General features: G+C 71.1%; 21 protein-coding genes. 11 read left to right on the forward strand and 10 right to left on the reverse strand.

All coding sequences use genetic code 11. From position 1 onward, the window contains the following. Window positions 1-37 precede the first annotated feature (37 nt). From JIX55_RS15015 to JIX55_RS15030, 4 genes are all read right to left on the reverse strand, one after another. Window positions 38-1,273, reverse strand: a complete 1,236-nt coding sequence (locus tag JIX55_RS15015; protein WP_257563818.1) for an MFS transporter — start codon at window positions 1,271-1,273, stop codon at window positions 38-40. 137 nt (window positions 1,274-1,410) lie between these two features. Then, window positions 1,411-2,460 carry an endonuclease/exonuclease/phosphatase family protein gene (locus JIX55_RS15020; RefSeq protein ID WP_257563819.1) on the reverse strand — a complete coding sequence of 350 codons (1,050 nt, stop codon included), beginning with the start codon at window positions 2,458-2,460 and terminating at the stop codon, window positions 1,411-1,413. Between the two features lie 186 nt (window positions 2,461-2,646). After that, a complete protein-coding gene (locus tag JIX55_RS15025; RefSeq protein ID WP_257563820.1) occupies window positions 2,647-3,282 on the reverse strand; it encodes a TetR/AcrR family transcriptional regulator in 636 nt (211 codons plus the stop codon). Window positions 3,283-3,392: 110 nt separating this feature from the next. Continuing rightward, window positions 3,393-4,970, reverse strand: coding sequence for an MFS transporter (locus tag JIX55_RS15030; RefSeq protein WP_257563821.1), 1,578 nt, complete (start codon window positions 4,968-4,970; stop codon window positions 3,393-3,395). A gap of 196 nt (window positions 4,971-5,166) precedes the next feature. Here JIX55_RS15030 and panB point away from each other — a divergent pair, with 196 nt between their 5' ends. From panB to JIX55_RS15045, 3 genes are all read left to right on the forward strand, one after another. After that, on the forward strand, window positions 5,167-6,054 hold the full coding sequence (gene panB, locus JIX55_RS15035; protein WP_257563822.1) for a 3-methyl-2-oxobutanoate hydroxymethyltransferase: 888 nt from the start codon (window positions 5,167-5,169) through the stop codon (window positions 6,052-6,054). Window positions 6,055-6,394: 340 nt separating this feature from the next. Then, window positions 6,395-7,420, forward strand: a complete 1,026-nt coding sequence (locus JIX55_RS15040; RefSeq protein WP_257563823.1) for an ATP-binding cassette domain-containing protein — start codon at window positions 6,395-6,397, stop codon at window positions 7,418-7,420. Beyond that, window positions 7,417-8,235 (forward strand): ABC transporter permease, encoded by an 819-nt coding sequence (locus tag JIX55_RS15045; protein ID WP_257563824.1) that lies wholly within the window; start codon window positions 7,417-7,419, stop codon window positions 8,233-8,235. Before JIX55_RS15040 ends, JIX55_RS15045 begins: the two co-directional genes overlap by 4 nt. Window positions 8,236-8,247: 12 nt before the next feature. On the opposite strand, the gene JIX55_RS15050 is transcribed toward JIX55_RS15045, so the two are convergent. Further along, window positions 8,248-11,832, reverse strand: coding sequence for an AfsR/SARP family transcriptional regulator (locus JIX55_RS15050; protein WP_257563825.1), 3,585 nt, complete (start codon window positions 11,830-11,832; stop codon window positions 8,248-8,250). Window positions 11,833-12,063: 231 nt separating this feature from the next. On the opposite strand from JIX55_RS15050, the gene JIX55_RS15055 reads away from it, so the two are divergent. After that, window positions 12,064-12,864 (forward strand): site-2 protease family protein, encoded by an 801-nt coding sequence (locus tag JIX55_RS15055; RefSeq protein ID WP_257563826.1) that lies wholly within the window; start codon window positions 12,064-12,066, stop codon window positions 12,862-12,864. Window positions 12,865-12,876: 12 nt separating this feature from the next. Here the strand turns inward: JIX55_RS15055 and JIX55_RS15060 are convergent, their stop codons facing one another. The 3 genes from JIX55_RS15060 to JIX55_RS15070 form a co-directional block, all read right to left on the reverse strand. Then, window positions 12,877-13,086 (reverse strand): hypothetical protein, encoded by a 210-nt coding sequence (locus JIX55_RS15060; RefSeq protein WP_257563827.1) that lies wholly within the window; start codon window positions 13,084-13,086, stop codon window positions 12,877-12,879. Window positions 13,087-13,197: 111 nt separating this feature from the next. Further along, entirely contained in the window at window positions 13,198-13,914 is a 717-nt protein-coding gene (gene npdG / locus JIX55_RS15065; protein WP_257563828.1) for an NADPH-dependent F420 reductase, read from the reverse strand. 70 nt (window positions 13,915-13,984) lie between these two features. Next, a complete protein-coding gene (locus tag JIX55_RS15070; protein WP_257563829.1) occupies window positions 13,985-15,067 on the reverse strand; it encodes a sialidase family protein in 1,083 nt (360 codons plus the stop codon). Window positions 15,068-15,313: 246 nt separating this feature from the next. Here JIX55_RS15070 and JIX55_RS15075 point away from each other — a divergent pair, with 246 nt between their 5' ends. Further along, a complete protein-coding gene (locus JIX55_RS15075; RefSeq protein ID WP_257563830.1) occupies window positions 15,314-15,916 on the forward strand; it encodes a hypothetical protein in 603 nt (200 codons plus the stop codon). A gap of 73 nt (window positions 15,917-15,989) precedes the next feature. Here JIX55_RS15075 and JIX55_RS15080 read toward each other — a convergent pair whose 3' ends face one another. Next, window positions 15,990-16,220: a hypothetical protein gene (locus tag JIX55_RS15080; RefSeq protein ID WP_257563831.1), complete on the reverse strand. Its 231-nt coding sequence runs from the start codon at window positions 16,218-16,220 to the stop codon at window positions 15,990-15,992. Window positions 16,221-16,308: 88 nt separating this feature from the next. On the opposite strand from JIX55_RS15080, the gene map reads away from it, so the two are divergent. Together map and JIX55_RS15090 are read left to right on the forward strand one after the other, a co-directional pair. Beyond that, window positions 16,309-17,166, forward strand: a complete 858-nt coding sequence (gene map, locus JIX55_RS15085; protein ID WP_257563832.1) for a type I methionyl aminopeptidase — start codon at window positions 16,309-16,311, stop codon at window positions 17,164-17,166. 220 nt (window positions 17,167-17,386) lie between these two features. Continuing rightward, window positions 17,387-18,055 (forward strand): biliverdin-producing heme oxygenase, encoded by a 669-nt coding sequence (locus JIX55_RS15090; RefSeq protein WP_257569335.1) that lies wholly within the window; start codon window positions 17,387-17,389, stop codon window positions 18,053-18,055. A 49-nt stretch (window positions 18,056-18,104) separates the two neighbouring features. Here JIX55_RS15090 and JIX55_RS15095 read toward each other — a convergent pair whose 3' ends face one another. Further along, window positions 18,105-18,788, reverse strand: a complete 684-nt coding sequence (locus JIX55_RS15095; protein WP_257563833.1) for a PhzF family phenazine biosynthesis protein — start codon at window positions 18,786-18,788, stop codon at window positions 18,105-18,107. Window positions 18,789-18,983: 195 nt separating this feature from the next. Here JIX55_RS15095 and JIX55_RS15100 point away from each other — a divergent pair, with 195 nt between their 5' ends. The 4 genes from JIX55_RS15100 (at window position 18,984) to efeB (ending at window position 23,628) form a co-directional block, all read left to right on the forward strand. Continuing rightward, window positions 18,984-20,126 (forward strand): FecCD family ABC transporter permease, encoded by a 1,143-nt coding sequence (locus JIX55_RS15100; protein WP_443046421.1) that lies wholly within the window; start codon window positions 18,984-18,986, stop codon window positions 20,124-20,126. Continuing rightward, window positions 20,123-21,004, forward strand: a complete 882-nt coding sequence (locus JIX55_RS15105; RefSeq protein WP_443046422.1) for a heme ABC transporter ATP-binding protein — start codon at window positions 20,123-20,125, stop codon at window positions 21,002-21,004. The genes JIX55_RS15100 and JIX55_RS15105 overlap by 4 nt, the downstream gene beginning before the upstream one ends. Window positions 21,005-21,199: 195 nt before the next feature. Continuing rightward, window positions 21,200-22,360 (forward strand): iron uptake system protein EfeO, encoded by a 1,161-nt coding sequence (gene efeO, locus JIX55_RS15110; protein ID WP_257563834.1) that lies wholly within the window; start codon window positions 21,200-21,202, stop codon window positions 22,358-22,360. A 2-nt stretch (window positions 22,361-22,362) separates the two neighbouring features. After that, entirely contained in the window at window positions 22,363-23,628 is a 1,266-nt protein-coding gene (efeB, locus tag JIX55_RS15115) for an iron uptake transporter deferrochelatase/peroxidase subunit (protein ID WP_257563835.1), read from the forward strand. Window positions 23,629-23,630: the final 2 nt, after the last annotated feature.

The following is a 23,630-nucleotide window of genomic DNA, read 5'->3' on the forward strand; positions in this document are numbered from 1 at the left end:
CGGCCTCAGGACCCGACCGCCTCCGCCCCGGACCGCCTCAGACGCGTACCGTCTCCGACTCCTCCGGCACATGGGACGCCACCACGCGTCCACGGCCCCGACCGTTCCGCGGCGCGGCGACGGCGGTCCGGCGGGCGTCCACCGCGTAGGCCACCCCGGCGACCCCGAGGCCGACCACCGCGAGCCCCGCGCCCACGACCGCGGGAGCCGTCGCGCCGAGGCCGGCGGCCAGGGCGAGGCCGCCGATCCAGGCGCCGCCGGCGTTGGCGAGGTTGAAGGCGGCCTGGTTGGCGGAGGAGGCGAGGGAGGGGGCGGTGGCAGCCTTCTCCATGACCATCAGCTGGAGGGGTGAGCCGGTGGCGAAGGCGGCGACGCCGAGGAGGAGGACGGCCAGGGCGGCGCTCCACTGGGCGGACATGAGGACCGGGAACAGCGCCAGCACCAGGATCAGGGACGCCAGGCCGCCGAAGAGCGTGCCGCGCAGGGAGTGGTCGGCGAGGCGGCCGCCGGCCAGGTTGCCGATGGTCGCCCCTACGCCGAACAGCGCCAGCAGCAGGGTGACGCTGGTCTTCGCGTAACCGGCGGCGTCGGTGAGCATCGGCGTGATGTAGCTGTAGGCGGAGAAGAGCGCGCCGAAGCCGGCCACGGTGGTGCCGAGGGCCAGCCAGACGGGCAGTGAGCGCAGGGCGCCCAGTTCGCCGCGCAGACCGGCCGAGCGGGTCTCCCCCCGGTCCCTCGGCAGCAGCAGCGCCAGGGAAGCGATCGCCGCCAGCCCGATGGCGCTCACGCCGAGGAAGGTGATCCGCCAGCCGAAGTGCTGGCCCACGAGGGTCGCGGCCGGTACGCCGGCGACGTTGGCGATCGTCAGCCCCAGGAACATCAGCGAGACCGAGCGGGCCTTGCGCTCCGGGGCCACCAGGGTGGTCGCGACGACCGCGCCGACACCGAAGAAGGCACCGTGCGGCAGACCGCTGAGGAAGCGGGCGGCGAGCAGCCAGTGTTCGTCGGGCGCGAAGGCGGACAGCGCGTTGCCGGCGACGAAGAGGACCATCAGCCGGATCAGGACCGTGCGGCGGGGCATCCGGGCCGTGACCGCGGCGAGCAGCGGGGCGCCGATGACGACGCCCAGCGCGTACGCCGAGACCAGGTGGCCGGCGGTGGGGATCGAGACGCCGAGGTCGGCCGCGACCTCGGGCAGGAGGCCCATGATGACGAACTCGGTCGTGCCGATTCCGAAGGCTCCTACGGCGAGAGCGAGCAGGGCCAAGGGCATGGCGGGACCTTTCGAAGAGAGCAGGGGGAAAGAGAACAGGGGGAATCGGGGTTCGGCTCCATCGTATGTTCATCGACGGAACAAACTCGAACCGGGGCCTTGCTCCCCCACCGCCCGCTATCGCCCCACCAGCGCCGTCAGCTCCTGGACGTGTCGATCGTCACCCGCGCCGCCACCGGCAGGTGGTCGCTGCCCGTCTGGGGCAGGGTCCAGGACGCCGTCGGCTCCATGCCCCGGACCATGATCTGGTCGATGCGCGCCATCGGGAACGACGCGGGCCAGCTGAAGCCGAAGCCGCTGCCCGCCGCACCCTGGGTGGAACGCATCTGGGCGGTGACGGCGTTGAGGGCGCGGTCGTTCATGGTGCCGTTGAGGTCGCCGAGGAGGGCGACCCGCTCGATCGGCTCGTCGGCGATGGCCTCGCCCAGCGCGTTCGCGCTCTTGTCGCGCTGCCGGGCGGTGAACCCGGCCTCCAGCTTCACCCGCACCGAGGGCAGATGGGCTACGTACACGGCGACCGGCCCGTCCGGCGTCGCCACCGTCGAGCGCATCGCGCGCTCCCACCCGAGCTTGATGTCGACGGCCTTGGTGTCGCTCATCCGGTACTTGCTCCACAGCCCGACGGTGCCGACGACCTCGTGGTACTTGTATGTCGCCTCCAGCGCCTTCTCGTAGACCGGCACCTCGGTCTCGGTCAGTTCCTCCAGGGCCACCACGTCCGCGCCGGAGGCGGCGACGTCGCGGGCGGTGCCGGACGGGTCGGCGTTGTCCGCGTTGACGTTGTGGGTGACGACGGTGAAGTCGCCGCCGCTGCCGGACTTGCTGGTGACGAGTCCGCCGAAGAGGTTCAGCCAGACGACCGTGGGCAGCAGGAGCACGACCAGCGCGGTCGCCGACCTGCGGACCAGCGCGAGGACCAGCAGCAGCGGGATCGCGACGCCCAGCCAGGGCAGGAACGTCTCGGTCAGGCTGCCGAGGTTGCCGACCGCGTTCGGGACCTGGGCGTGCAGCACCATCAGCAGCGCGACGAGAACCGCGAGGACCGCGACGACGATGCCACGCCGCCAGATCCGCCGGTCCCCTCTCCAGCCCCCGAAGAGCCGGGCGAGCAGGCGCCGAAGCCGGGATTGTTCGCGGCCCTGTCCCGTGCCGCCGCCGCCCGTCTCCGTCATGTACGCCTGCGCCATACCGTCGCCTCACTGCCTGCCGTGCACTTCATCCCCCGCGCCTGAAAACCCTAGGGGATGATCGCTGTCGATCCCGCCGCCGCCTGGCGGCCGTACGTGCACGAGGACGAACAACCCGCTGTTCGGAGTTCCGAACCGGCGGACAGGCCCCGACGTCTGTAACGAAACGCGCACATTGACTGTGACTCACTTCGCAGACGGACGAAGCCCTTCGAGCACCGTGTCGACGATGCTCTCCGCGAGATTCTCCGGGAGTTCGGCGTCCGGGCGCATGACGGTACGGACGAGCATGGGGCCGAAGACCAGATCGCCGGCCAGGTCGAGGTCCACGTCGGCGCGGAGTTCCCCGTTGGCCTGCCCCCGGCGCAGCACCTCGATCAGGGTCCGGCGGCGCGGGGCGACGACGTCCGCGTGGTAGGCGTTCCAGATCTTGGGGCTGCTCTTCATCTGGGCGATGACGTTGTGCAGGATCGCCGACGGCCGGTTGAGCAGCCCGCGTCGGCGTGCCGCCTCCATGAGGACGACCAGGTCGTCACGCATCGAGGTGCCGGGCAGCACGGGGTCCGGGGGCTCCGCGGCGCGCAGTACGTCGACGAAGAGCGCCTCCTTGCCGCTCCAGCGGCGGTAGATGGTCGCCTTGCCGACGCCGGCGGTGCGGGCGATCCGCTCGATGGACAGCTCCGAGAGCGGTACGCCCTCTTCGAGGAGCCGCATCGCGCCCTCGATGATGGACCGCTCCACGGCCTCGCTCCGGGGCCGCCCCCGTACGGGGCGCCCGTCCCGGACCCGCCCGTCTCCGGCGTGGCTCTCGGCGAGGCTCACGGTCGACTCCGTCTCTCTCGTTCTCCGGGTCCGGCTCCGCGGTTCTCCGGGTGCCCGGGGTGATTCTCCCCCGCGTACGGCCGTGCGGGTGTCGTACGCGGGGATGCCTGTCAGTGATCGGCGGTCACCAACTCCGTTTCTCCCTTGCCCTCTTGGCCGGTCTTCGGCCGTCCCGGCAGGAACACCGCCATGGTCACCGCGCCGAGGACGGCGATGCCGGCCCCGCACAGCGCGGTCACGTGCATGGCGTGCAGGAAGGCGTCGTGGGCCGGGCCGACCAGGGCCTCGCCCCGGTCGCCGAGGCGGGCGGCGAGGCCGAGGGTGGCCTCGATGGACTCGGCGGCGGCGTGCGGGGCGCCGGCGGGCAGCTTGTCCTCGATGCCGCCGCGGTACGCGGCGGAGAGCACGGAGCCGAGGACGGCGATGCCGAGGGCGCCGCCGACCTGGCGGAAGGTGTTGCTGAGCGCGGACGCGGAGCCGGCCTTCTCGCGGGGCAGCGCCTGCATGATGAGTACGCTCAGCGGGGTCATGACGTGCGCCATGCCCGCGCCCATGAAGAAGAAGATCACTTCGAGGATCCAGATCGGCGTGTCCGCGTCCAGCACGGCGAACGCCGCCAGCATCCCGGCGATCAGCAGCATGCCCGCCGTGCACACCGCGCTGTTGCCGAAGCGGTCGACGACGAGGCGGGCGCGTGGCGCGAAAACGAGCTGTGCGACGGCCAGCGGCAGCATCAGCAGGCCGGTCTGGAGCGGTGAGTAGCCGCGCACGGTCTGGGTGTAGAAGACGGAGAAGAAGGTCACACCCATCAGCGCGAAGAAGACCAGGCCGATGACGCCGATGGAGGCCGAGAAGACCTTGTTCCTGAAGAACGAGATGTCGATGGACGGGTGGTCGCTGCGCTTCTCGAAGACGACGAAGGCGGCGAGGACCGCGAGCCCGGCCGCGATGGTGCCGAGGACCGTGACGTCCGTGAAGTCGGCGAGCTGGCCGCCCCGGATGATGCCGTAGACGAGGAGCACGAGGCCGACGACGGAGAGCACTACGCCGATGGGGTCGATGCGGCCCGGGTTCGGGTCGCGGGAGTCGGGCACCAGCCAGATCATCAGGCCCAGCGCGAGGACGACGATCGGCACGTTGACCAGGAAGACCGAGCCCCACCAGAAGTGGTCGAGGAGGAGTCCGCCGGTGATCGGGCCGATGGCGATGGCGAGGCCGACTCCGCCCGCCCAGATGCCGATGGCCTTCGGCTGCTCGTCGCGTTCGAAGACGTTCATCAGGACGGCGAGGGTGGCGGGCATCACGAAGGCGGCGCCGAGGCCCATCACCGCGCGGAACACGATCAGCTCGATCGGCGAGCCCGACATGGCGGCCAGTGCCGAGCCGATGCCGAAGACGACGAGGCCACCGAGCAGCACCTTCTTGCGTCCGAGGCGGTCGCCGAGCAGGCCGGCGGAGAACAGCAGCCCCGCGAAGACGAGCGTGTAGGCGTTTATGGCCCACTCCAGCTCGCTCTGGGTGGCGCCGAGCCCGGTCGGTTCCGGGGTCGAGATCGTCTTGATGGCGACGTTGAGGATCGAGTTGTCGAGCACCACGATCAGCAGGCTCAGCATCAGCACACCGAGAATCACCCAGCGGCGCCGGTGCACCACCGCCGGCATACGGGAGTCAGGGACTGCGGTAGTCATGCGGTCGAGCCTAACCCCATTTCGATACGATCCCGTCTCGTATCGAAATTCTTTTACCCAGGTCTTACGTGCGGGTTGCCGAAACGGTCACCGTCACACGCACCAGCCCTGGCACTCCCTGGCACGAGGTGCCACCATGGATGCGGTCCGGGGACGCCGTGAGGGCGCCTCGAGATGACATGAAGGAGCCGTTGCGATGACGCAGCTTTCCGCTGCCCAGAAGCAGCCTGCGCAGGGTGTACGGCCGGCCACCGACAGCAGCAAGGCGCTGTACGGAGGCAAGAGCACCCGGCGCATCACCGTCCGCGACATCAGCGCCGCCAAAGAGCGCGGCGAGAAGTGGCCCATGCTCACCGCGTACGACGCCATGACGGCGTCCGTCTTCGACGAGGCCGGCATCCCGGTCATGCTCGTCGGCGACTCGGCGGGCAACTGCCACCTGGGGTACGAGTCGACCGTGCCCGTCACCCTCGACGAGATGACCATGCTCTCGGCCGCCGTCGTACGGGGCACGAGCCGCGCCCTGATCGTCGGCGACCTGCCCTTCGGTTCCTACCAGGAGGGTCCGGTGCAGGCGCTGCGCTCGGCGACCCGGCTGGTCAAGGAGGCCGGGGTCGGGGCGGTCAAGCTGGAGGGCGGCGAGCGGTCGCACCGCCAGATCGAGCTGCTGGTCGAGTCCGGCATCCCCGTCATGGCCCACATCGGCCTCACTCCGCAGTCCGTCAACGCGATGGGCTACCGCGTGCAGGGCCGGGGCGAGGAGGCCGCCCAGCAGCTGCTGCGCGACGCCAAGGCCGTCCAGGACGCGGGCGCGTTCGCGGTCGTCCTGGAGCTGGTTCCGGCGGAGCTGGCGGCCGAGGTCACCCGCGTGCTGCACATTCCGACGGTCGGTATCGGCGCGGGGCCGGAGACCGACGCGCAGGTCCTCGTCTGGACCGACATGCTCGGGCTGACCGGAGGGCGGGTACCGAAGTTCGTGAAGAAGTACGCCGACCTGCGGGCGGTCATGGGTGACGCGGCCAAGGCGTTCGCCGAGGACGTCGTCGGCGGGACCTTCCCGCTGGAGGAGCACTCCGTCCACTAGGCCCTGAGGGCCGTTGAAGCCACTGCGGTACCAGAGCAGCCCGCCGATCTTCCCCCGTCGGCGGGCTGCGGCTTTTTGTGATGGCGCGGAAGGGGGCGGGGGCCGTGTGCGTTGGCGGGTGCGGGTGCGTGGAGGCTGGTCGCGCAGTTCCCCGCGCCCCTTGACGGCATGGGGCGCGCCCGGGGTCTTTCAGGGGCGCGGGGAACTGCGCGAGCACCCCCACCCCACCCGAACCCGCCGACGCGCCCCAGCCCCCGGGCCCTGACGCGTGTCGGTGCTCTGTCGGTCGTGTAGGTGACCTGTCGGTGGTTTGTCGGCGGCTCCTGACACCGTCGTCCACATGACACGAATCGACAAGGAAGCCAGCGGCGCGAAAGGCGCTGTCACCGTACGGGGGCTGGTCAAGCACTACGGCGAGACCAGGGCGCTGGACGGTGTCGACCTCGATGTGCGCGAAGGCACGGTGATGGGGGTGCTCGGGCCGAACGGGGCGGGCAAGACGACGCTCGTACGGTGCCTGTCCACCCTGATCACGCCCGACTCGGGGCATGCGACGGTGGCCGGCTACGACGTCGTACGCCAGCCGCGCCAGCTGCGCCGGGTGATCGGCCTGACCGGCCAGTACGCGTCCGTGGACGAGAAGCTGTCCGGCTTCGAGAACCTGTACATGATCGGCCGGCTGCTCGACCTGCCCCGTAAGGAGGCGAAGAGCCGGGCCACCGGTCTGCTGGAGCGGTTCTCGCTGACCGAGGCCGCCAAGCGCTCGGTGGGCACGTACTCCGGCGGTATGCGACGACGGCTCGACCTGGCCGCGTCCATGATCGGGAGCCCGGCCGTGCTGTACCTGGACGAGCCGACGACCGGTCTGGACCCGCGCACCCGCAACGAGGTGTGGACCGAGGTGAAGCGCATGGTCGGCGACGGGGTGACCGTGCTGCTGACCACCCAGTACATGGAGGAGGCCGAGCAGCTGGCCGGCGAACTGACCGTGATCGACCGGGGGAAGGTGATCGCGGGCGGCCGTATCGAGGAACTGAAGGCCCAGGTCGGCGGGCGTACGCTCCGGGTCCGGCCGGCCGATCCGGTGCGTCTGCGGCCGCTGGCCGAGGACCTCGACGACCTGGGTATCACCGGGCTCGCCACCACCACCGTGGACCCCGGGACCGGCACCCTCCTCGTCCCGATCCTCAGCGACGAGCAGCTGACCGCCGTCGTCGGCGCGATCACCGCGCGCGGCGTCACGATCGCCTCGATCAACACCGAACTGCCCAGCCTGGACGAGGTGTTCCTGTCGCTCACCGGCCACAAGGCCAGTGCGCCGCAGGACACGACCCCGTCCCCCGCGTACGAGGAGGTCGCCGTATGAGCGCCGCCACCGTTCCCACGACCGGCGAGGCCGACGGCCGGATCGGGCTGCGGGCCCATGCCCGGCACACCGGCGCGCTCGTCCGGCGCAATCTGCTGTGGATCCGGCAGGACCCCGAGTCGATGTTCGACGCGGTCCTGATGCCGATCGTGTTCACCCTGCTCTTCGTGTACGTCTTCGGCGGCTCCATCGGGCAGGCGCTGGGCGGCGGCCAGGAGGAGTACATCCAGTACGTGGTGCCGGGGCTGATGGCGATGATGGGCATGAACATCGCCATGGGGGTCGGCACGGGCTTCAACGAGGACTTCCAGAAGGGCGTCATGGACCGCTTCCGGTCCCTGCCGATCGGCCGGTCCTCGGTGCTGCTCGCGAAGATCTCCGTCGAGCTGCTGCGCATGCTGGTCGCCACGACCATCCTGCTGACCGTCGGTGTCCTCATCGGCTTCGACATCACCAGCTGGCCGGGGCTGTTCGCCGCGGTGGGACTGGCCGGCGTCTTCGGCTCGTCCCTGATGTGGATCTTCCTGGTGCTGGGCGTGACGATGAAGAACGCGCAGTCCGTGCAGGGGATGGGCTTCCTGGTGCTGTTCCCGCTGCAGTTCGGTTCGTCGATCTTCGCGCCGACGCAGTCGATGCCGGGCTGGCTGCAGTCCTTCACCGACTACAACCCGCTGTCGTCCCTCGCGGACGCCGCGCGCGGGCTGATGACGGGCGGGCCGGTCGCCCACGACCTGTACGTCACACTCGGCTGGTCGGTGGCGCTGACGGCGGTGATGGCGCCGATCGCGATCCACAAGTTCAAGACGAAGAGCTGACCTCATCCGAGGTCACATGAGGGCGGCGGCCTCCTCGGCGGTGAGGACGCCGCCCTCGGCGTACGCCGTGTCGTAGGCCGTGTCGTCCAGCAGGGCCCGGGCCGCGGCCTCGGCCTGGGCGCGGGCCTCGGCCTCCATCGGGCTGGCGAAGTGGCCGGGCGGCAGCAGCGCGTCGGCGGCACCGAGGAGGCGGGCCGCGTCGAGGACGCGGGTGCCGCCGTCGACGCCCGCGACGGAGAGCGCGGCGGTGACGAGATGGGTGGAGGGCATATGGGGTGCGACCATCCGGGCGAGCGGGTCCAGGCTCCGTTCCATCGCCCGGCGGATCAGCCGCAGCGCCTTCTCGTGGTGTCCGGCCACCGCCTCCAGCCAGCCCTCGACGCCGAGGACGAAGCCGGCGAAGACCACGAAGTCGGCGGCTTCGAAGTCCTCGCGCAGCAGCCTGAGCTGTTCCCGGGCCTCGTCCGGGCGCTCGGTGCGGCCGAGCCGGATCGCGAGGAAGAGCCGGGCCACGGGCAGGGCCTCGTGGGCGGCGCGGCGCCCGTCCGCCAACACGTCGAACAGCATCTTCTCGCCCCGCTCGCCGTGGCCGCCCTCGATGAGGACGCTTCCGAGCCGGACACCGAGGATCCCCAACTGGGCCTTGGTGCCGAGCCGTTCGGCGTATTCGATGGCCCGCTGGAAGTCCGCCGCGGCGAGCGCGAACTCACCCTGGCGTTCCAGGGCCTCGCCGCGTGCCGAGAGCGCCTCGGCGGCGCCCCAGGCGTCTCCGAGGCGGTCGAAGATCTCCAGTGACTCGTCGGCGTCGACGGTGGCGTCGCCCGCCCAGTCGCTGCGGTTGGCGAGGATGTTGGCCCGCATCTGCAGGGTCTGCGCCAGCTCCCAGGTGTAGCCGAGCTCGCGGCAGGTGCTGATGTTGCCGTCGAGGATCACGCGGAGCCGGTCCATGTCGCCGGTCAGCATGACGGCGTAGAGCCACATGAAGGTGGGGAAGCGGCAGGTCTGCGGCTGGCCGGGGCGGTAGGTCCGGCTGATGACCCGCAGCTTCTCCTGGCGATCGGGGGTCTCCCACGCCGGCAACTCCATGTCCATGTAGGCCAGATGGACGAGGTGCACCCCGCGCCGGGCCTCGTCGAGGACGGCGGGGCTCATCGGCGGCGGGCTGTCGATGGCGCGTTCCCGCAGATCCGGGACGGGGCGGGCGGGTGCGGTGAAGGGGTCCGGGCCGAGGTCCTGGACCTGGGCGGACCAGTACCGGGCCTCGGTCTTCAGATCGCGCATCTGCCAGTACCAGCACAGCGACAGCGTCAGACAGAGAGCCTCCTGTTCGTCCCGCTCGGCGACGGCGTGCCGGAGGGCGGTGCGGATGTTCTCGTACTCCAGCTCAAGGAGTTCGATCGCGGCACGCTGGCCGAGGCCGCGCAGCAACGGGTCGGTGGTGCGGACGAGTTCGCGGTAGTACGTCAGGTGCGCGCGTTCGGCGGCGGCGCGGGTGCCCGTCTCGTCGAGCCGTTCACCGGCGTACTCGACGACGGTCTCCAGGAGCCGGTAGCGCATCCCGCCGTCCGCGCCCGCCGAAGGGGCCGCCACGACGAGGGACTTGTCGACGAGCGAGCCGAGCGCCTCCAGTGCGGCGGGACCGCAGACGGCCTCGGCGGCGGTCAGGTCGCAGCCGCCGGCGAAGACCGACAGCCGCCGCAGGACGTACCGTTCGTCCTCGTCGAGCAGTTCCCAGGACCAGTCGACCACCGCGCGCAGGGTCTGCTGCCGGGGCAGGACGGTACGGCTGCCCGAGGTGAGCAGCCGGAAGCGGTCGTCGAGCCGGTCAGCGATCTGACGAGGCGTCAGCATCCTTAGCCGGGCCGCCGCCAGCTCGATCGCGAGCGGGAGTCCGTCGAGCCGGCGGCAGATCTCGGCGGCGGCCTCCGGGTCGGCGGCGACGGTGAACCCGGGCCGGGCGGCCGCGCCCCGGTCGGCGAGCAGCCTCAGTGCGTGGGGCTGCGTCAGCGGTTCCACCGGGCGCACCGACTCCCCCGGTACGCCGAGGGGTTCGCGGCTGGTGGCGAGTACGGTCAGCGCCGGGCAGCGCTGGAGGAGGTGCTCGACGAGGTGGGCGGCGGCGTCCACGACGTGTTCGCAGTTGTCGAGGATCAGCAGCATCCGGCGTCTGGCGCAGTGCTCGGCGAGGCGGGCCAGCGGGTCGTCCTGGCGGTCGGCCGCGACGCGCATCTCCTCGGCGCCGGCGCCTCGGAGGACGGTCTCGCGGGCGCCGAGGGCTGTGAGCACGGCCTCCGGGACGTTCGCCGGGTCGTCGACGGGGGCGAGTTCGGCGAGCCAGATGCCGTCGGGCATGGCCGGGGCGACTGCCTCGCCGACCTCCTGCGAGAGGCGGGTCTTTCCGGCGCCGCCGGGGCCGAGGAGGGTGACCAGGCGGGTGGTGGTGAGGTCTTCCCGGATGGTGTCGATGTCGGTGTCGCGGCCGACGAAGGAGGTGAGGCGGGCGCGGAGGTTGCCGAGGGGGCGGGTGGGTTGGGGGTGGAGGGGGGTGGGCTGCGGCTGGGGTCGCGGGGAGGGCTGTGGTCGCGGGTCGGATTTCTCGCCCCCGCCGCCCCTACCCGTCCCGTCCCAAGGGGCGCTGCCCCTTTGACCCCGAGGGGTGGATTGGGTGGGTGTTGGGGTGCGGGTTGGTGGGGGCTGGTCGCGCCCACGCGGCGGTAGCCGCAGATCCCCCGCAGCCCCGCGCCCCTGACGGGACGCTGGGGGCTGGTCGCGCAGGTGTCCGCGCCGCTGATGGGGTGCGGGGGGTTGGTCGTGCAGGTGTCCGCGCCGCTGATGAGGCGCGGCCCCGTCGTTTCCAGCCCATCCGTCGTCCGTTCTCAGTAACTCTTCGTGCAGGCCGCGCAGTTCCGGGCCCGGGTCCGTGCCCAGGCGGTCCGCGAGCAGGGTGCGTATCTGCTCGTAGGCGGCCAGGGCCTCCGCGGAGCGGCCCGTGTCGCGCAGGGCGCGTAGGCGGAGGACCTGGAGGGGCTCGTCGAGGGGGTGGGTGTCGCAGAGGGCGGTGAGGTCGGGGAGGGCGGATTCGGGGTGGCCGAGGGTGAGGGCGGCGGTGAGGCGGGTGCGGTGGGCGTCGAGGCGGCGGGTCTCCCAGCGGGCGGCCTCGGCGGTGCGGTCGGGGAGGTCGGCAAGCGGCGGTCCCTGCCAGAGGGCGAGGGCGTCGTCGAGGACATCGGCGGCTTCGGCCGCATTGCCGTCGGCGAGCGCGCGGGTCCCCTCGTCCGCGAGGCGTTCGAAGCGGTGCAGGTCGATGTCGTCCCGGGCGGCCGCGAGACGGTAGCCGCCGTTCACCGACTCGACCGCCTCGGGGCCCAGTGCCCTGCGCAGGCGGCCGACCAGCGCCTGCAGCGCGCCGGGGGCGTCGGCGGGCGGGTCGTCGACCCACACCTCGTCGACGAGCGCGGCCGCGGGCACCGTACGCCCCGGCCGCAGCGCGAGCACGGTCAGCAGGGCGCGCAGCCGGGCGCCCCCGACCGGGACGGGGGTGCCGTCGGCCTGCAGTGCCTGAGTGGTGCCGAGGATGCGATAGCGCACGGGGTCCATTGTCTCCGTCGGGGGCGGGTTCGTGTGTCCGGTACATCGAGTCGGACGCCGCGTACGACCGTCGACCGTTCGTCCCCCACCTTCCTAGGAACCAGGAGGGGATCGCGAGACGTTTTCGGCATACGCCCGGTACCGTCGGGCAGTCCGTTCGAGTGATCGACAGTTCGTCGGCACACACCAGACGGGCCGTCGTCGCAGTGTCGGCAGTCCGTCGAGAGTCCTAGGAGCCCCATGACCACCGCCGCGTCCCGCCGGAGCGACCGGAGGATCAGCCCCGTCTTCGTGGGGATCGTGGCCGTCATGGCGGTCACCGGATGGGCCACGTGGACCGGGTTCGCCGAGCAGCCCGGGCTGGCCGTCTTCCTCTTCGTGACCTCGGCGTGGATCGTCTCGCTGTGTCTGCACGAGTACGCCCACGCCCGCACCGCCCTGCACAGCGGTGACATCTCCATCGGCGCCAAGGGCTATCTCACCCTCAATCCGCTGAAGTACACGCACGCCCTGCTCAGCATCGTGCTGCCCGTCGTCTTCGTGATCATGGGAGGTATCGGTCTGCCCGGTGGCGCGGTCTTCATCGAGCGCGGCCGTATCCAGGGCCGTTGGAAACACAGCCTGATCTCGGCGGCCGGCCCGCTGACGAACGTCCTGTTCGCGGCCGTCTGCACCGCGCCCTTCTGGCTGGGCGTCACGGACGGCGTGCCGGCGGCATTCCTCTTCGCCCTCGCCTTCCTCGCGATGCTCCAGGTCACGGCGGCGATCCTGAACTTCCTGCCGGTGCCCGGCCTGGACGGCTACGGCGTCATCGAGCCCTGGCTGTCGTACAAGATCCGCCGCCAGGTGGAGCCGCTCGCGCCCTTCGGTCTGCTGCTCGTCTTCGCGGTGCTGTGGATCCCGGCGGTGAACGGTGTGTTCTGGGACGTGATCGACGCGTTCACGCGGGGCCTGGGGATCGAGGACCAGCTGTCCGACTGCGGCTACTGGCTGTACCGCTTCTGGCGCGAGGACAGCGACATCTGCCTGACCGGTCCGTGACGGTCGCGCGCCTCAGCCGGTGGCGGACCGGCGCTCCGCCTTGGCCTTCCGCGCGTAGTACAAGGTCATGTTGGACGACAGGCCGGCCATCAGCACCCACACCACACCCAGCCAGCTGCCCCGGGTGAAGGAGACCACGGCCGCGGCGACCGCGAGGAGACAGACGATGAGCGCGTAGACGGCGAGTCGCCGGGCTGGGTCGGGTGGGAGCAAGGGGAGCATGGGGGTCGGCTCCTGACAGGACGGTCGGCAGCGGGACGAGGTGGTACGGCGTCCAGTGTCCCCCATGCCCCCGCGCGCACGTGCGTCGGCCGTACGTCTTGTGCGTACGCCCTATACGTCGGTCAGGCGGAGGCCCGCGTGGGCCTTGTAGCGGCGGTTGACGGAGATCAGGTTGGCGACCAGGGCCTCGACCTGGTGGGCGTTGCGCAGCCGGCCGGCGAAGATGCCACGCATACCGGGGATGCGTCCCGCCAGGGCCTGCACGATCTCGACGTCGGCCCGTACCTCGCCGAGCACCATCACATCCGTGTCGATCTCCTCGATCTCGGGGTCTTCGAGGAGGACGGCGGAGAGGTGGTGGAAGGCGGCGGTGACCCGCGAGTCCGGCAGCAGGGCGGCGGCCTGCTCGGCGGCGCTGCCCTCCTCCGGCTTCAGCGCGTAGGCGCCCTTCTTGTCGAAGCCGAGCGGGTTGACGCAGTCGACGACGAGCTTGCCGGCCAGTTCCTCGCGCAGCGATTCGAGGGTCTTGCCGTGTCCGTCCCACGGCACGGCGACGATCACGATGTCGCTGCGGCGCGCGGTCTCGGCGTTGTCGGCGCCCTCGACGCCGTGTCCGAGCTCCTCGGCGACGCCCTGCGCACGGTCGGCGGCCCGCGAGCCGATGATCACCTTCTGCCCGGCCTTGGCGAGACGGTAGGCGAGGCCCTTGCCCTGCGGCCCGGTGCCGCCGAGCACGCCGACGACGAGCCCCGACACGTCCGGCAGGTCCCAGGGGTCCTTGGCCGGGGCCTTCGCGGTGGGCTGCTGTGCACTGTCAGTAGAGGTCATGGGCCGACTTTACGTGCGCCCCTGTCACGGGTGGCGGTGAGGTGATCGTGCTCACGGGCACCCGGTCGGTTCAGGCGAGGCCCGCGACCGGGATACGGCGGAACGTGATCGTCTCGTACGCGCTGAAGTCGCCCGTCTCGTAGAGCAGTCCGACCGTGTCGTCGTCGACGCGTACGAGATCGGAGTACGCGGCGGGCAGTCCGTCGACGGTGTGTACGGGGCGCCAGGTCACGCCGTGGTCCGTGCTGGCGCGGAGGGTCATCAGGGCGCGGAAGCCGGGGTCGGCCGGGCCGGAGTAGAGGAGCAGGTCGGGGTCGCGGAGCTGGAGGACGCTGCCCTCGACGACCGGGCCGACGATGCCCGCCTGCGGCCGGAACGGCCTGACCAGGCTCTCGCCGCCGTCGACGGAGTGGGCGTCGGCGCGGGTGCCGGGGGCCGGGGAGTCGTTGCGGGTGTTGAAGTAGACGCGGCCGTCGGGGAGTTCGGTGGCGGTGGTCTCGTTGGCGTTGATGTAGCCGTCGGTGTTGTCGTCGACGTAGCCGATGCGCCAGGTGGCGCCCTGGTCGTCGCTGAGCAGGCAGTGCCCGCCGTTGTACTTGCCCTCCGTGCCGTTGTCGCTGCCGGCGGGCGGGAGGGAGTGGTTGGCGGGGACGACGACCCGGCCGGTGGAGAGCTGGAGCGCGTGGCCGGGCGTCGTGGCGTACCACCGCCACTCCGGCTTCTTGGTCCCGTCGGTGATCTCCCTGGGGCTGGACCACGTCGCCCCCTCGTCGTCGCTGTGCTGCACCCAGACCCGACGGCCGTCCGCCGCGCTCACGGCGCCCCGCCGGATGGCGTCCTCCGTGGCGAGGGCGGCGTTGCGGACATGGACCAGCAGGATCCGGCCGGTGTCGAGGACGACCGGGGCGGGGTTGCCGGCGAGGGCGTCACCGTTCTTGGCGGCGACCTGCAGCGGGCCCCATGTCCGGCCCGCGTCCGTCGACCGCTTCACCACGATGTCGATGTTCCCGAAGTCCTCCCGCCCGCCGACCCGTCCCTCGCAGAAGGCGAGAAGGTCGCCGGAGCCGGTGACGACGACCGCCGGGATACGGAAGCTGGCGTAGCCTTCGCGGCCGGCGTGGAAGGGGGTGCTGGTCTCGGGCGTGGGGGTCACGAGGGGCTCCTGGGATGGTGGCTGGCGCGTTGAGGGGGGCGGCTTCTGCGGTCGTGCGGCTCTACGGGCGTGCGGTCTCGCGGCTCTGTACCAGTGCTGTCGTGCCGTTCTCGTTCGTGCCGTTCTCGTTCGTGCCGTTCTCGTTCGTGCCGTTCCGTGTTGCTGATTCGGCGTGCGTGCCCGGCTCGGGCGAATTCGGGGTGAACACCGGGTCACGAGTGGTCGGTTGCGGCAGGATGCGGACGCATGGATGCCGTACGGGTCGCGTTGCTGCGTGAGGTGCTCGCCGGGACCGCGTGGCTGGGGGACACGCGGCGGTTCGCGGGGGCGTTGCGGAGGTCCGTGGTGTCGTACGGCGGCGGGCTGCTGCTCGTGGGGACGGCCGAGTACGAGCCATGGCACCTGGCGGCGCACCTCGTCGACGAGGCGGCCTGGTCCGGTACACCGGAACTCTCCCCGACGCTCGTACGGCGCTCCGCGCGGCCCTCGGACCCGGCGCATCTGGCCGTCGGGCTGGACCGGGTGTCGGCGGCCCGGCACGGCGAGACCCTGCTCGTCGTCGCACCCTCCGCGCCGGGTGCCGCTCTGCTGGAGCGGGTGCACGACGCGCGGCGGGCCGGGGCCACGGTGCTCGCGCTGGACACCGGGGACCGGGAGCTCGGCGCGATGGCCCATGAGGCGCTGGCCGTGCCCGCCGAACCGGACGTCGACCTCGACACGGTCCAGCACCTCGTCAGCGCGGCGGCCGGTGAGAACGCGCTCCCCGCGCCGCGAGGCCCACGCCGCCTCCGCGACCACCTCTCCCGCCTGGCCGACCAGCTGACGTCCCCACCGCCGAACCGCTGGTGACCCGGTCTTGTGCGTGGAGCGGGGGAGAGGTGGGCCCGTGGAGGGGTGGGCCCTCTCCCGCCGCGTCGGGATGTCAGTCGTCGTCCGGACTCCCGGCAGGGGCGTCGTGCCAGCGTGGGTCGTTCTCCCACTCCGCGTTGCGTTCGCGGGCCGTTTCCATTGCCTGGGTGGCTTCCTTGCGGGAGGAGTAGGGGCCCATGCGGTCCTTGCCGGGACAGTCCGGGCCCTCTTCGACCTTCTTGTGTTCCAGGCAGTAGAACCATTCGCCGGGCTTGCCGACCGTGCGCCGTTTGAACAGGGGCATGACGTGAGTTCCTTTCACCAGTCACCACCGATCGCGACCGATCCGCCACCGACATGGTCCCCCACAGCCGCTGGTTAAACTCGCTGGCATGTCTGGCCAGTCGCTGCTCGCACCGGGGAAGCTCTCCCCCACCCGCACCGTCCCGGGAAACATCCGCCGACCCGAGTACGTGGGCAAGCCCGCCCCGACTCCGTACACCGGGCCGGAGGTGCAGACGCCCGAGACGATCGAGGCGATGCGGATCGCCGGCCGGATCGCGGCGCGCGCGATGGCGGAGGCGGCGAAGCACATCGCCCCCGGCGTCACCACGGACGAACTGGACCGGGTCGCTCACGAGTACATGTGCGACCACGGGGCCTACCCCTCGACCCTCGGCTACCGAGGCTTCCCCAAGTCGCTGTGCACCTCGGTCAACGAGGTCATCTGCCACGGCATCCCCGACTCGACCGTGCTGCGCGACGGCGACATCGTCAACCTGGACGTCACGGCGTACATCGGCGGCGTCCACGGCGACAACAACGCCACCTACCTGGTGGGGGATGTGGATGAGGAGTCGTCGCTTCTCGTCGAGCGGACCCGGGAGTCCCTCGCCCGGGCCATCAAGGCCGTCAAGCCCGGGCGGCAGATCAACATCATCGGGCGGGTCATCGAGTCGTACGCGAAGCGGTTCGGGTACGGGGTCGTGCGTGACTTCACGGGGCACGGGATCAGCTCCTCGTTCCACTCCGGGCTGATCGTCCCGCACTACGACTCCCCGCACGCCACGACGATGATCCAGACCGGGATGACGTTCACGATCGAGCCGATGCTCACGCTCGGGACGCACGACTACGACATGTGGGACGACGGCTGGACGGTCGTGACCAAGGACCGCAGGCGGACCGCCCAGTTCGAGCACACGCTGGTGGTGACGGAGACGGGGGCGGAGATCCTCACGCTGCCGTAGATCCGGTCCCTGGAACCAGTCCCTTCAACAGCCCGCCTTCGGCTCCGGCCGCACGGCGGGCTTTTTCCTGCGCGGATTCCATGTGGGGCCGGTGGGGATTCGGGGTACCGTTTTACCGACAGGGAGTCGGGAACCTGTTGACTTAGGTAAGCCTAACCATAGAAAATGGCGTCAGCTTCTCGTCTTCCTCACTTCCGCACCGGAGGCCTTCATGAACGCGATGCACGCGTCGGACACGAGCGCCACGGCGTTCTCCACGCTCATCCGCACCGCTTCGCACGAGCAGCACACCGAGGCGGAGAGCACGACGTTCATGGGCGACATGCTGGGCGGCAAACTCGGCGTCGAGGCGTACACGCGGTACACCGAGCAGCTGTGGTTCGTGTACGAGGCGCTGGAGAGCGCCGCACCGGCGCTGGCGGACGACCCGGTCGCGGGGCCGTTCATCCAGCCGGAGCTGATGCGGCTGACCGCGCTGGAGCGGGACCTGGAGCATCTGCGCGGCCCCCGCTGGCGCGCGACGCTCACGGCGCTGCCGGCGACCGAGGCGTACGCGGAGCGGGTCGCCGAGTGCGCGCGCGCATGGCCCGGCGGTTATGTGGCCCACCACTACACGCGGTACCTCGGCGACCTCTCCGGCGGGCAGATCATCCGCGACCGGGCCGAGAAGACGTGGGGGTTCGCGAAGAAGGGCGACGGGGTTCGTTTCTACGTCTTCGAGGAGATCACCAACCCGGCCGCCTTCAAGCGGGGTTATCGGGAGCTGCTGGACCGGGTGCGGGCGGACGATCTGGAGAAGCAGCGGATCGTGGGTGAGTGCAAGCGGGCGTTCGCGCTCAACACCGCGGTCTTTCTCGCTCTGGGTGAGGAGTTCCCCCTCAGCGCGTAGACGCCTGCGCTCGCGAGGCCGTTGATCCAAGGGGCATGCGTCGGCGCCCTCAACGCTCCAGGAACACCCTGCCCCCGACCTCCACCCACCCATGCGGCTGCGGTGCCGTGAGGATCTGGGAACCCGTGCCCTGGGTGATGTTCAGGGCGCGGCCCAGCCGGGCCGTCAACTGCAACGCCGCCGCACCCGTGGCCTCGTCCTCGTCGATGCCGTCGCCGCGGCCGGGGAAGGCACGGGCGCGGATACGGCCGGCGGCCTCGTCCTCCCAGGCCCAGGCGTAAACCCTCCCCCAGACCCCGTCCGGGGGGACCTCCGTCTCGCTTCGCTCGCCGGGCGGCGGAACACACAGGTCGTCGACCTCGGCGGCGGAGGCGTACTGGCGGAACGTGCGGGGCGGGGCCCACTCCGGCACGGCCTCGATCCAGCTGAACTCCCCGTCCAGCCGGCCCCCGACGACGCCGGCCGGGGTGACCAGTTCGGGTACGTCGAGCAGCCAGGCCGCGCCCACGCACGGGTATCCGGCGAAGGGCAGGCGCGACGAGGGGGTGTAGATGTCGATGACACCGCGCTCGGGGTCATCCACGAACACGGTCGCACCGAAGCCGAGTTTGGCCGCGAACTCCCGGCGCTCGGCGCGGTCGGGCATCACGGAGCCCTCGCGCACGACACCCAGTTCGTTGCCGTATCCGCCACGGGGTCCGCAGAAGACCCGCAGCACGTCGAAGTCAGTCACTCCCGCATTGAAACATCACCGGGGCCGGCACGTCGTCCCAGCTCACCACACCGCCGGGCAGAAGTCAGGTAAGGCTAGCCTAAGCTGTCCCGGGCGCGCCCGGAGCGGCACGGCCGGACCGTGCGACGCCCCACCACCACCGGCGGAGGCCCTGCCGTAGGGCCCCGCCCCGATGGTCGCCGAGGAGAAGACCAAGTGACCGTACTGGACAAGCCGGTTGAGCCGGAGAGATCCGACGGGGACGTCGAGGCGGCCACAACGGGCGGCGACACGGCAGGCGAGGGGCCGCGGTCCGCCGACTCCGTGCGCCGTCGCGCTCCGCTCCTCCTCACCGTCGGGCTCGTCGTCGCGCTGTTCGTCCTCGTGCCCGTGGCCGGGGGGCTCGGGGCCTATCCCATCCCCACCGGTGATGTGATCTCCTCGGTCGCCCACCGGATCGGGCTCGGCGGGGCGGAGCTGGAACGCGTTCCCGAGTCGGTGTTGTGGAACGTGCGGTTCCCGCGGATCATGCTGGCGTTGCTGATCGGTGCGTCGCTCGGGTGCGCGGGGGCGCTGATGCAGGGGATCTTCGGGAACCCGCTGGCGGAGCCGAGCGTCATCGGGGTCTCGCTGGGCGCGGCGGTGGGCGCGGTCGCGACGATCGCGTTCGGGATCACGTTCCTCGGGAACTGGACGGTCTCGGTGTTCGCGTTCGTCGCCGGGCTCATCACCGTTTTCGTCGTGTACGCGATGTCCCGGTCGGGCGGCCGTACGGAGGTCGTGACGCTGATCCTCACGGGCATCGCGGTGAACGCGTTCGCGGGCGCCACGATCGGACTGTTCATCTTCCTGGCGGAGGACACCGCGGCCGTCAACCAGATCACTTTCTGGCAGCTGGGCTCGCTCGCGCAGTCGACGTGGCCGAAGGTGCTGGCCGTGCTGCCGTGCGCGGTGATCGGGCTGGCCGTGGCTCCCTGCTACGCGCGGAAGCTGGACCTTCTCGCGCTGGGTGAGCGGCCGGCGCGACACCTCGGGGTGGACGTGGAGCGGCTGAGGGTCGTGCTGATCCTGGTCGTCGCGCTGCTCACCGCCGCCGCCGTGAGCGTGTCGGGGGTCATCGGTTTCGTCGGGCTCGTCATTCCGCATCTGCTGCGCATGGCGGCCGGGCCGGGACACCGGTTCCTGATCCCGGGCAGCGCGCTCGCCGGCGCGGTCGTGCTGCTGGCGGCGGACCTCGCGGCCCGCACGATCGTCCAGCCCGCCGAGCTGCCCCTCGGCGTCCTCACCGCCCTGCTCGGCAGCCCGTTCTTCTTCTGGCTGCTGCGCAGGACCCGCCGCAAGCAGGGAGGCTGGGCATGAAGCCCAGGACACGCATGGGGTCCTTGAGGAAGCTCCTCAGGGGGCGGCTGGGCCCCGGCGGCCCCACTCCCCCACCCCCGTCCGCCCCCGGTGATGTCCTCGCCGAGGCCGACGACGTCACCGTCCGTCTCGGCGCCCGCGAAGTCCTCCACGGCGTCTCCATCGCCGCCCGCGCGGGTGAGGTGCTCGCGCTCGTCGGGCCCAACGGGGCCGGGAAGTCGACCCTGTTGGGGGCGCTGGCGGCGGATCTGCCGGTGGACGGCGGGGTCGTACGGGTGGACGGGCGGCCGGTGGCTGAGTGGTCGGCGCCCGAACTCGCGCTGCGGCGGGCCGTGCTGCCGCAGTCGACGGCGCTGTCGTTCCCGTTCACGGTGGAGGAGGTCGTGCGGATGGGGCGGGCGCCGTGGGCACGGCAGCCGGACGTGCACGACGAGGACGACCCCGACGACACGGCGGTGGCGGAGGCGATGGCCGTCACGGAGGTCACCGGGTTCGCGGCCCGCCCCTTCTCCGCGCTGAGCGGCGGCGAGCGTGCCCGGGTGGCGCTGGCGCGGGTGCTCGCCCAACGGACCCCCCTGCTGATGCTGGACGAGCCGACGGCCGCGCTGGACCTCCGGCATCAGGAGCTGGTGCTGCGGGTGTGCCGGGAGCAAGCGCGAGCCGGGGACGCGGTGGTCGTCGTGCTGCACGACCTCGGGCTGGCGGCGGCTTACGCGGACCGGGTGGCCGTACTGCGCGACGGGCGGATCGCGGCGGACGGACCGCCGGCGGGGGTCTTCGAGGAGGAGTTGCTTTCGGAGGTGTACCGGCAGCCGGTCGAGGTGTTCCCGCATCCGCGGACCGGTGATGTCCTGATCACACCGAAACGGGGTTCTTGACCGCGAAATGGGGATCTTGACCTGCCCTTGACCGGACCATGAGGGCTGTTTTTGGCCACCGTGACCGGGCCGTGCTCGCACGGCTCCGGGGAGCGGGCTTCACTGGGAGTACAGCGATTGGTGAGGTAAGCCTCAGTTAACTTGGGGCGGCCTCGCCTTGTCTGTGTGTCCCCTGTGCACTCTCTTGGAGCCGAAATGCGCCCCCTCAGATTCTCCGTCGTCACCGCCGCCGCGACCGTGGCGGCCCTGACCGCCGTCACCGGTTGCACCGAGAAGAGCAGTGCGGGCGCGGACGGGGTCATCGCGGTGACCGCGACCGACACCGGGTGCGAGGTGTCGAAGAAGGAGTTCCCGGCGGGCCACGTCGAGCTGGACATCGAGAACAAGGGCTCCAAGGTCACCGAGGTCTACATCCTCTTCCCGGACGACCGGGTGGTCACCGAGCGCGAGAACATCGGGCCCGGCACCAAGCAGAAGGTCACGGCCGAGGTGAAGGCCGGCGAGTACCAGATCGCCTGCAAGCCCGGGATGAAGGGCGACGGCATCCGACAGGACGTCACGGCCACCGGCAGCGGCAAGGTCGCCGAGCGCGACCCGCGGCTCGACAAGGCGGTCGCCTCGTACCGCAAGTACGCGCAGACGCAGGCCGACGAGACCATCCCGCTGGTGAAGGTGTTCGCCGAGGCGGTCAAGGACGGGGACGTGGAGGCCGCGAAGAAGGCGTACGCGCCCTCCCGCATCGGCTGGGAGCGCACCGAGCCGGTCGCCGAGTCCTTCGGCGACATCGACCCGAAGGTCGACCTGCGGGAGGACGGTCTGGAGGAGGGTCGGGCCGATGAAAACACGGAGAAGGACTGGACCGGCTGGCACCGCCTGGAGCGCTCGCTGTGGAAGGACGGCAAGCTCACCGACCGCGACTCCGAACTCGCCGACCAGCTGGTCACCGACCTGGAGGACTGGCAGAACCGGGTCGGCAAGGCCGAGATCACCCCGACCTCCATGGCCAACGGCGCCAAGGAACTCCTCGACGAGGTCGCCACCGGCAAGGTCACCGGCGAGGAGGAGCGCTACTCGCACACCGACCTCGTCGACTTCAAGGCCAACGTCGAGGGTGCGGAGGAGTCGTACGAGCTGCTGAAGTCCGTCGCCGCCGAGAACGACCCGGAGCTGACCAAGGAGCTCGACCAGCAGTTCGCGGCGCTGGACACGCTGCTCGACAAGTACCGTGCGGACAAGACGGGTTACGACTTCGTCTCCTACGAGAAGGTCGGCGCGGACGGGCGCAAGGAGCTGTCGGACGCGGTGAACGCGCTGGCCGAGCCGCTGTCGCAGCTCGCGGCAGCCGTGGTGAAGTGACGATGAACGCCGAGGACTCCCCCAACCCCCCTACTCCGTCGCGGCGTTCGCTCATCGGCTGGGGCGGTGCCGGGCTCGCGCTCGGTGCCGCCGCGGCCGGCGGCGCGGTCGCCGTGGCGCGCACCGATGACGACGCGGCACCCACCGCCGGTGCCGCTGTCGCCTTCCACGGCACCCATCAGGCCGGGATCGCCACGGCCGTGCAGGACCGGCTGCACTTCGCCGCCTTCGATGTGAAGACGGACGACCGGGCCGAGTTCGTGGCGATGCTGAAGGACTGGACGGCCGCCGCGCGCCGGATGACGGCCGGGAAGGCGGTCGGTGAGGGCGCGTACGGCGGTCTGGCGGAGGCGCCGCCGGACGACACGGGCGAGGCTCTGGGACTGAGGCCGTCCCGGCTGACGCTGACGATCGGCTTCGGGCCGTCGCTGTTCGACAGGTTCGGGCTGGCGGAGCAGCGGCCCGAAGCCCTCGTGGATCTCCCTCAGTTCGCGGGCGACAACCTGGACAAGGCCCGCAGCGGCGGTGACCTGTGCATCCAGGCCTGCGCGGACGATCCGCAGGTCGCGGTGCACGCCATCCGCAACCTCGCCCGCATCGGCTTCGGCAAGGTCTCCGTGCGCTGGTCCCAACTCGGCTTCGGCAAGACCTCGTCGACCACCCCGGAGGCCCAGACCCCGCGCAACCTCATGGGATTCAAGGACGGCACCCGCAACATCGCGGGCACCGAGACGGCCCGGCTGAAGAAGCACGTGTGGGTGGGCGAGAAGGACGTCGACGAGAAGTCTGCCTGGATGACCGGCGGCTCTTACCTCGTCGCCCGCCGTATCCGCATGCACATCGAGACCTGGGACCGGACCTCGCTGCAGGAGCAGGAGGACATCTTCGGCCGCGACAAGGGCGAGGGCGCCCCGGTCGGCAAGGCGAAGGAGCGCGACGAGCCGTTCCTGAAGGCGATGCTGCCGGACGCGCACGTACGGCTCGCGCACCCCGACTCCAACGACGGGGCGACGATCCTGCGCCGCGGCTACTCCTTCACCGACGGCACGGACGGCCTCGGCCGCCTGGACGCGGGCCTGTTCTTCCTCGCGTACCAGCGTGACGTGCGGACGGGGTTCGTCCCGATCCAGCGCAAGCTGGCCACGGACGCGCTCAACGAGTACATCCAGCACGTGGGTTCGGCGATCTTCGCGGTCCCGCCGGGCGTCCGGGACGCGGACGACTGGTGGGGCCGGGCGCTGTTCTCCGCATCGACGACGGAGGCCTGAGG

Source organism: Streptomyces sp. DSM 40750 (assembly GCF_024612035.1).
Classification (GTDB): Bacteria; Actinomycetota; Actinomycetes; order Streptomycetales; family Streptomycetaceae; genus Streptomyces.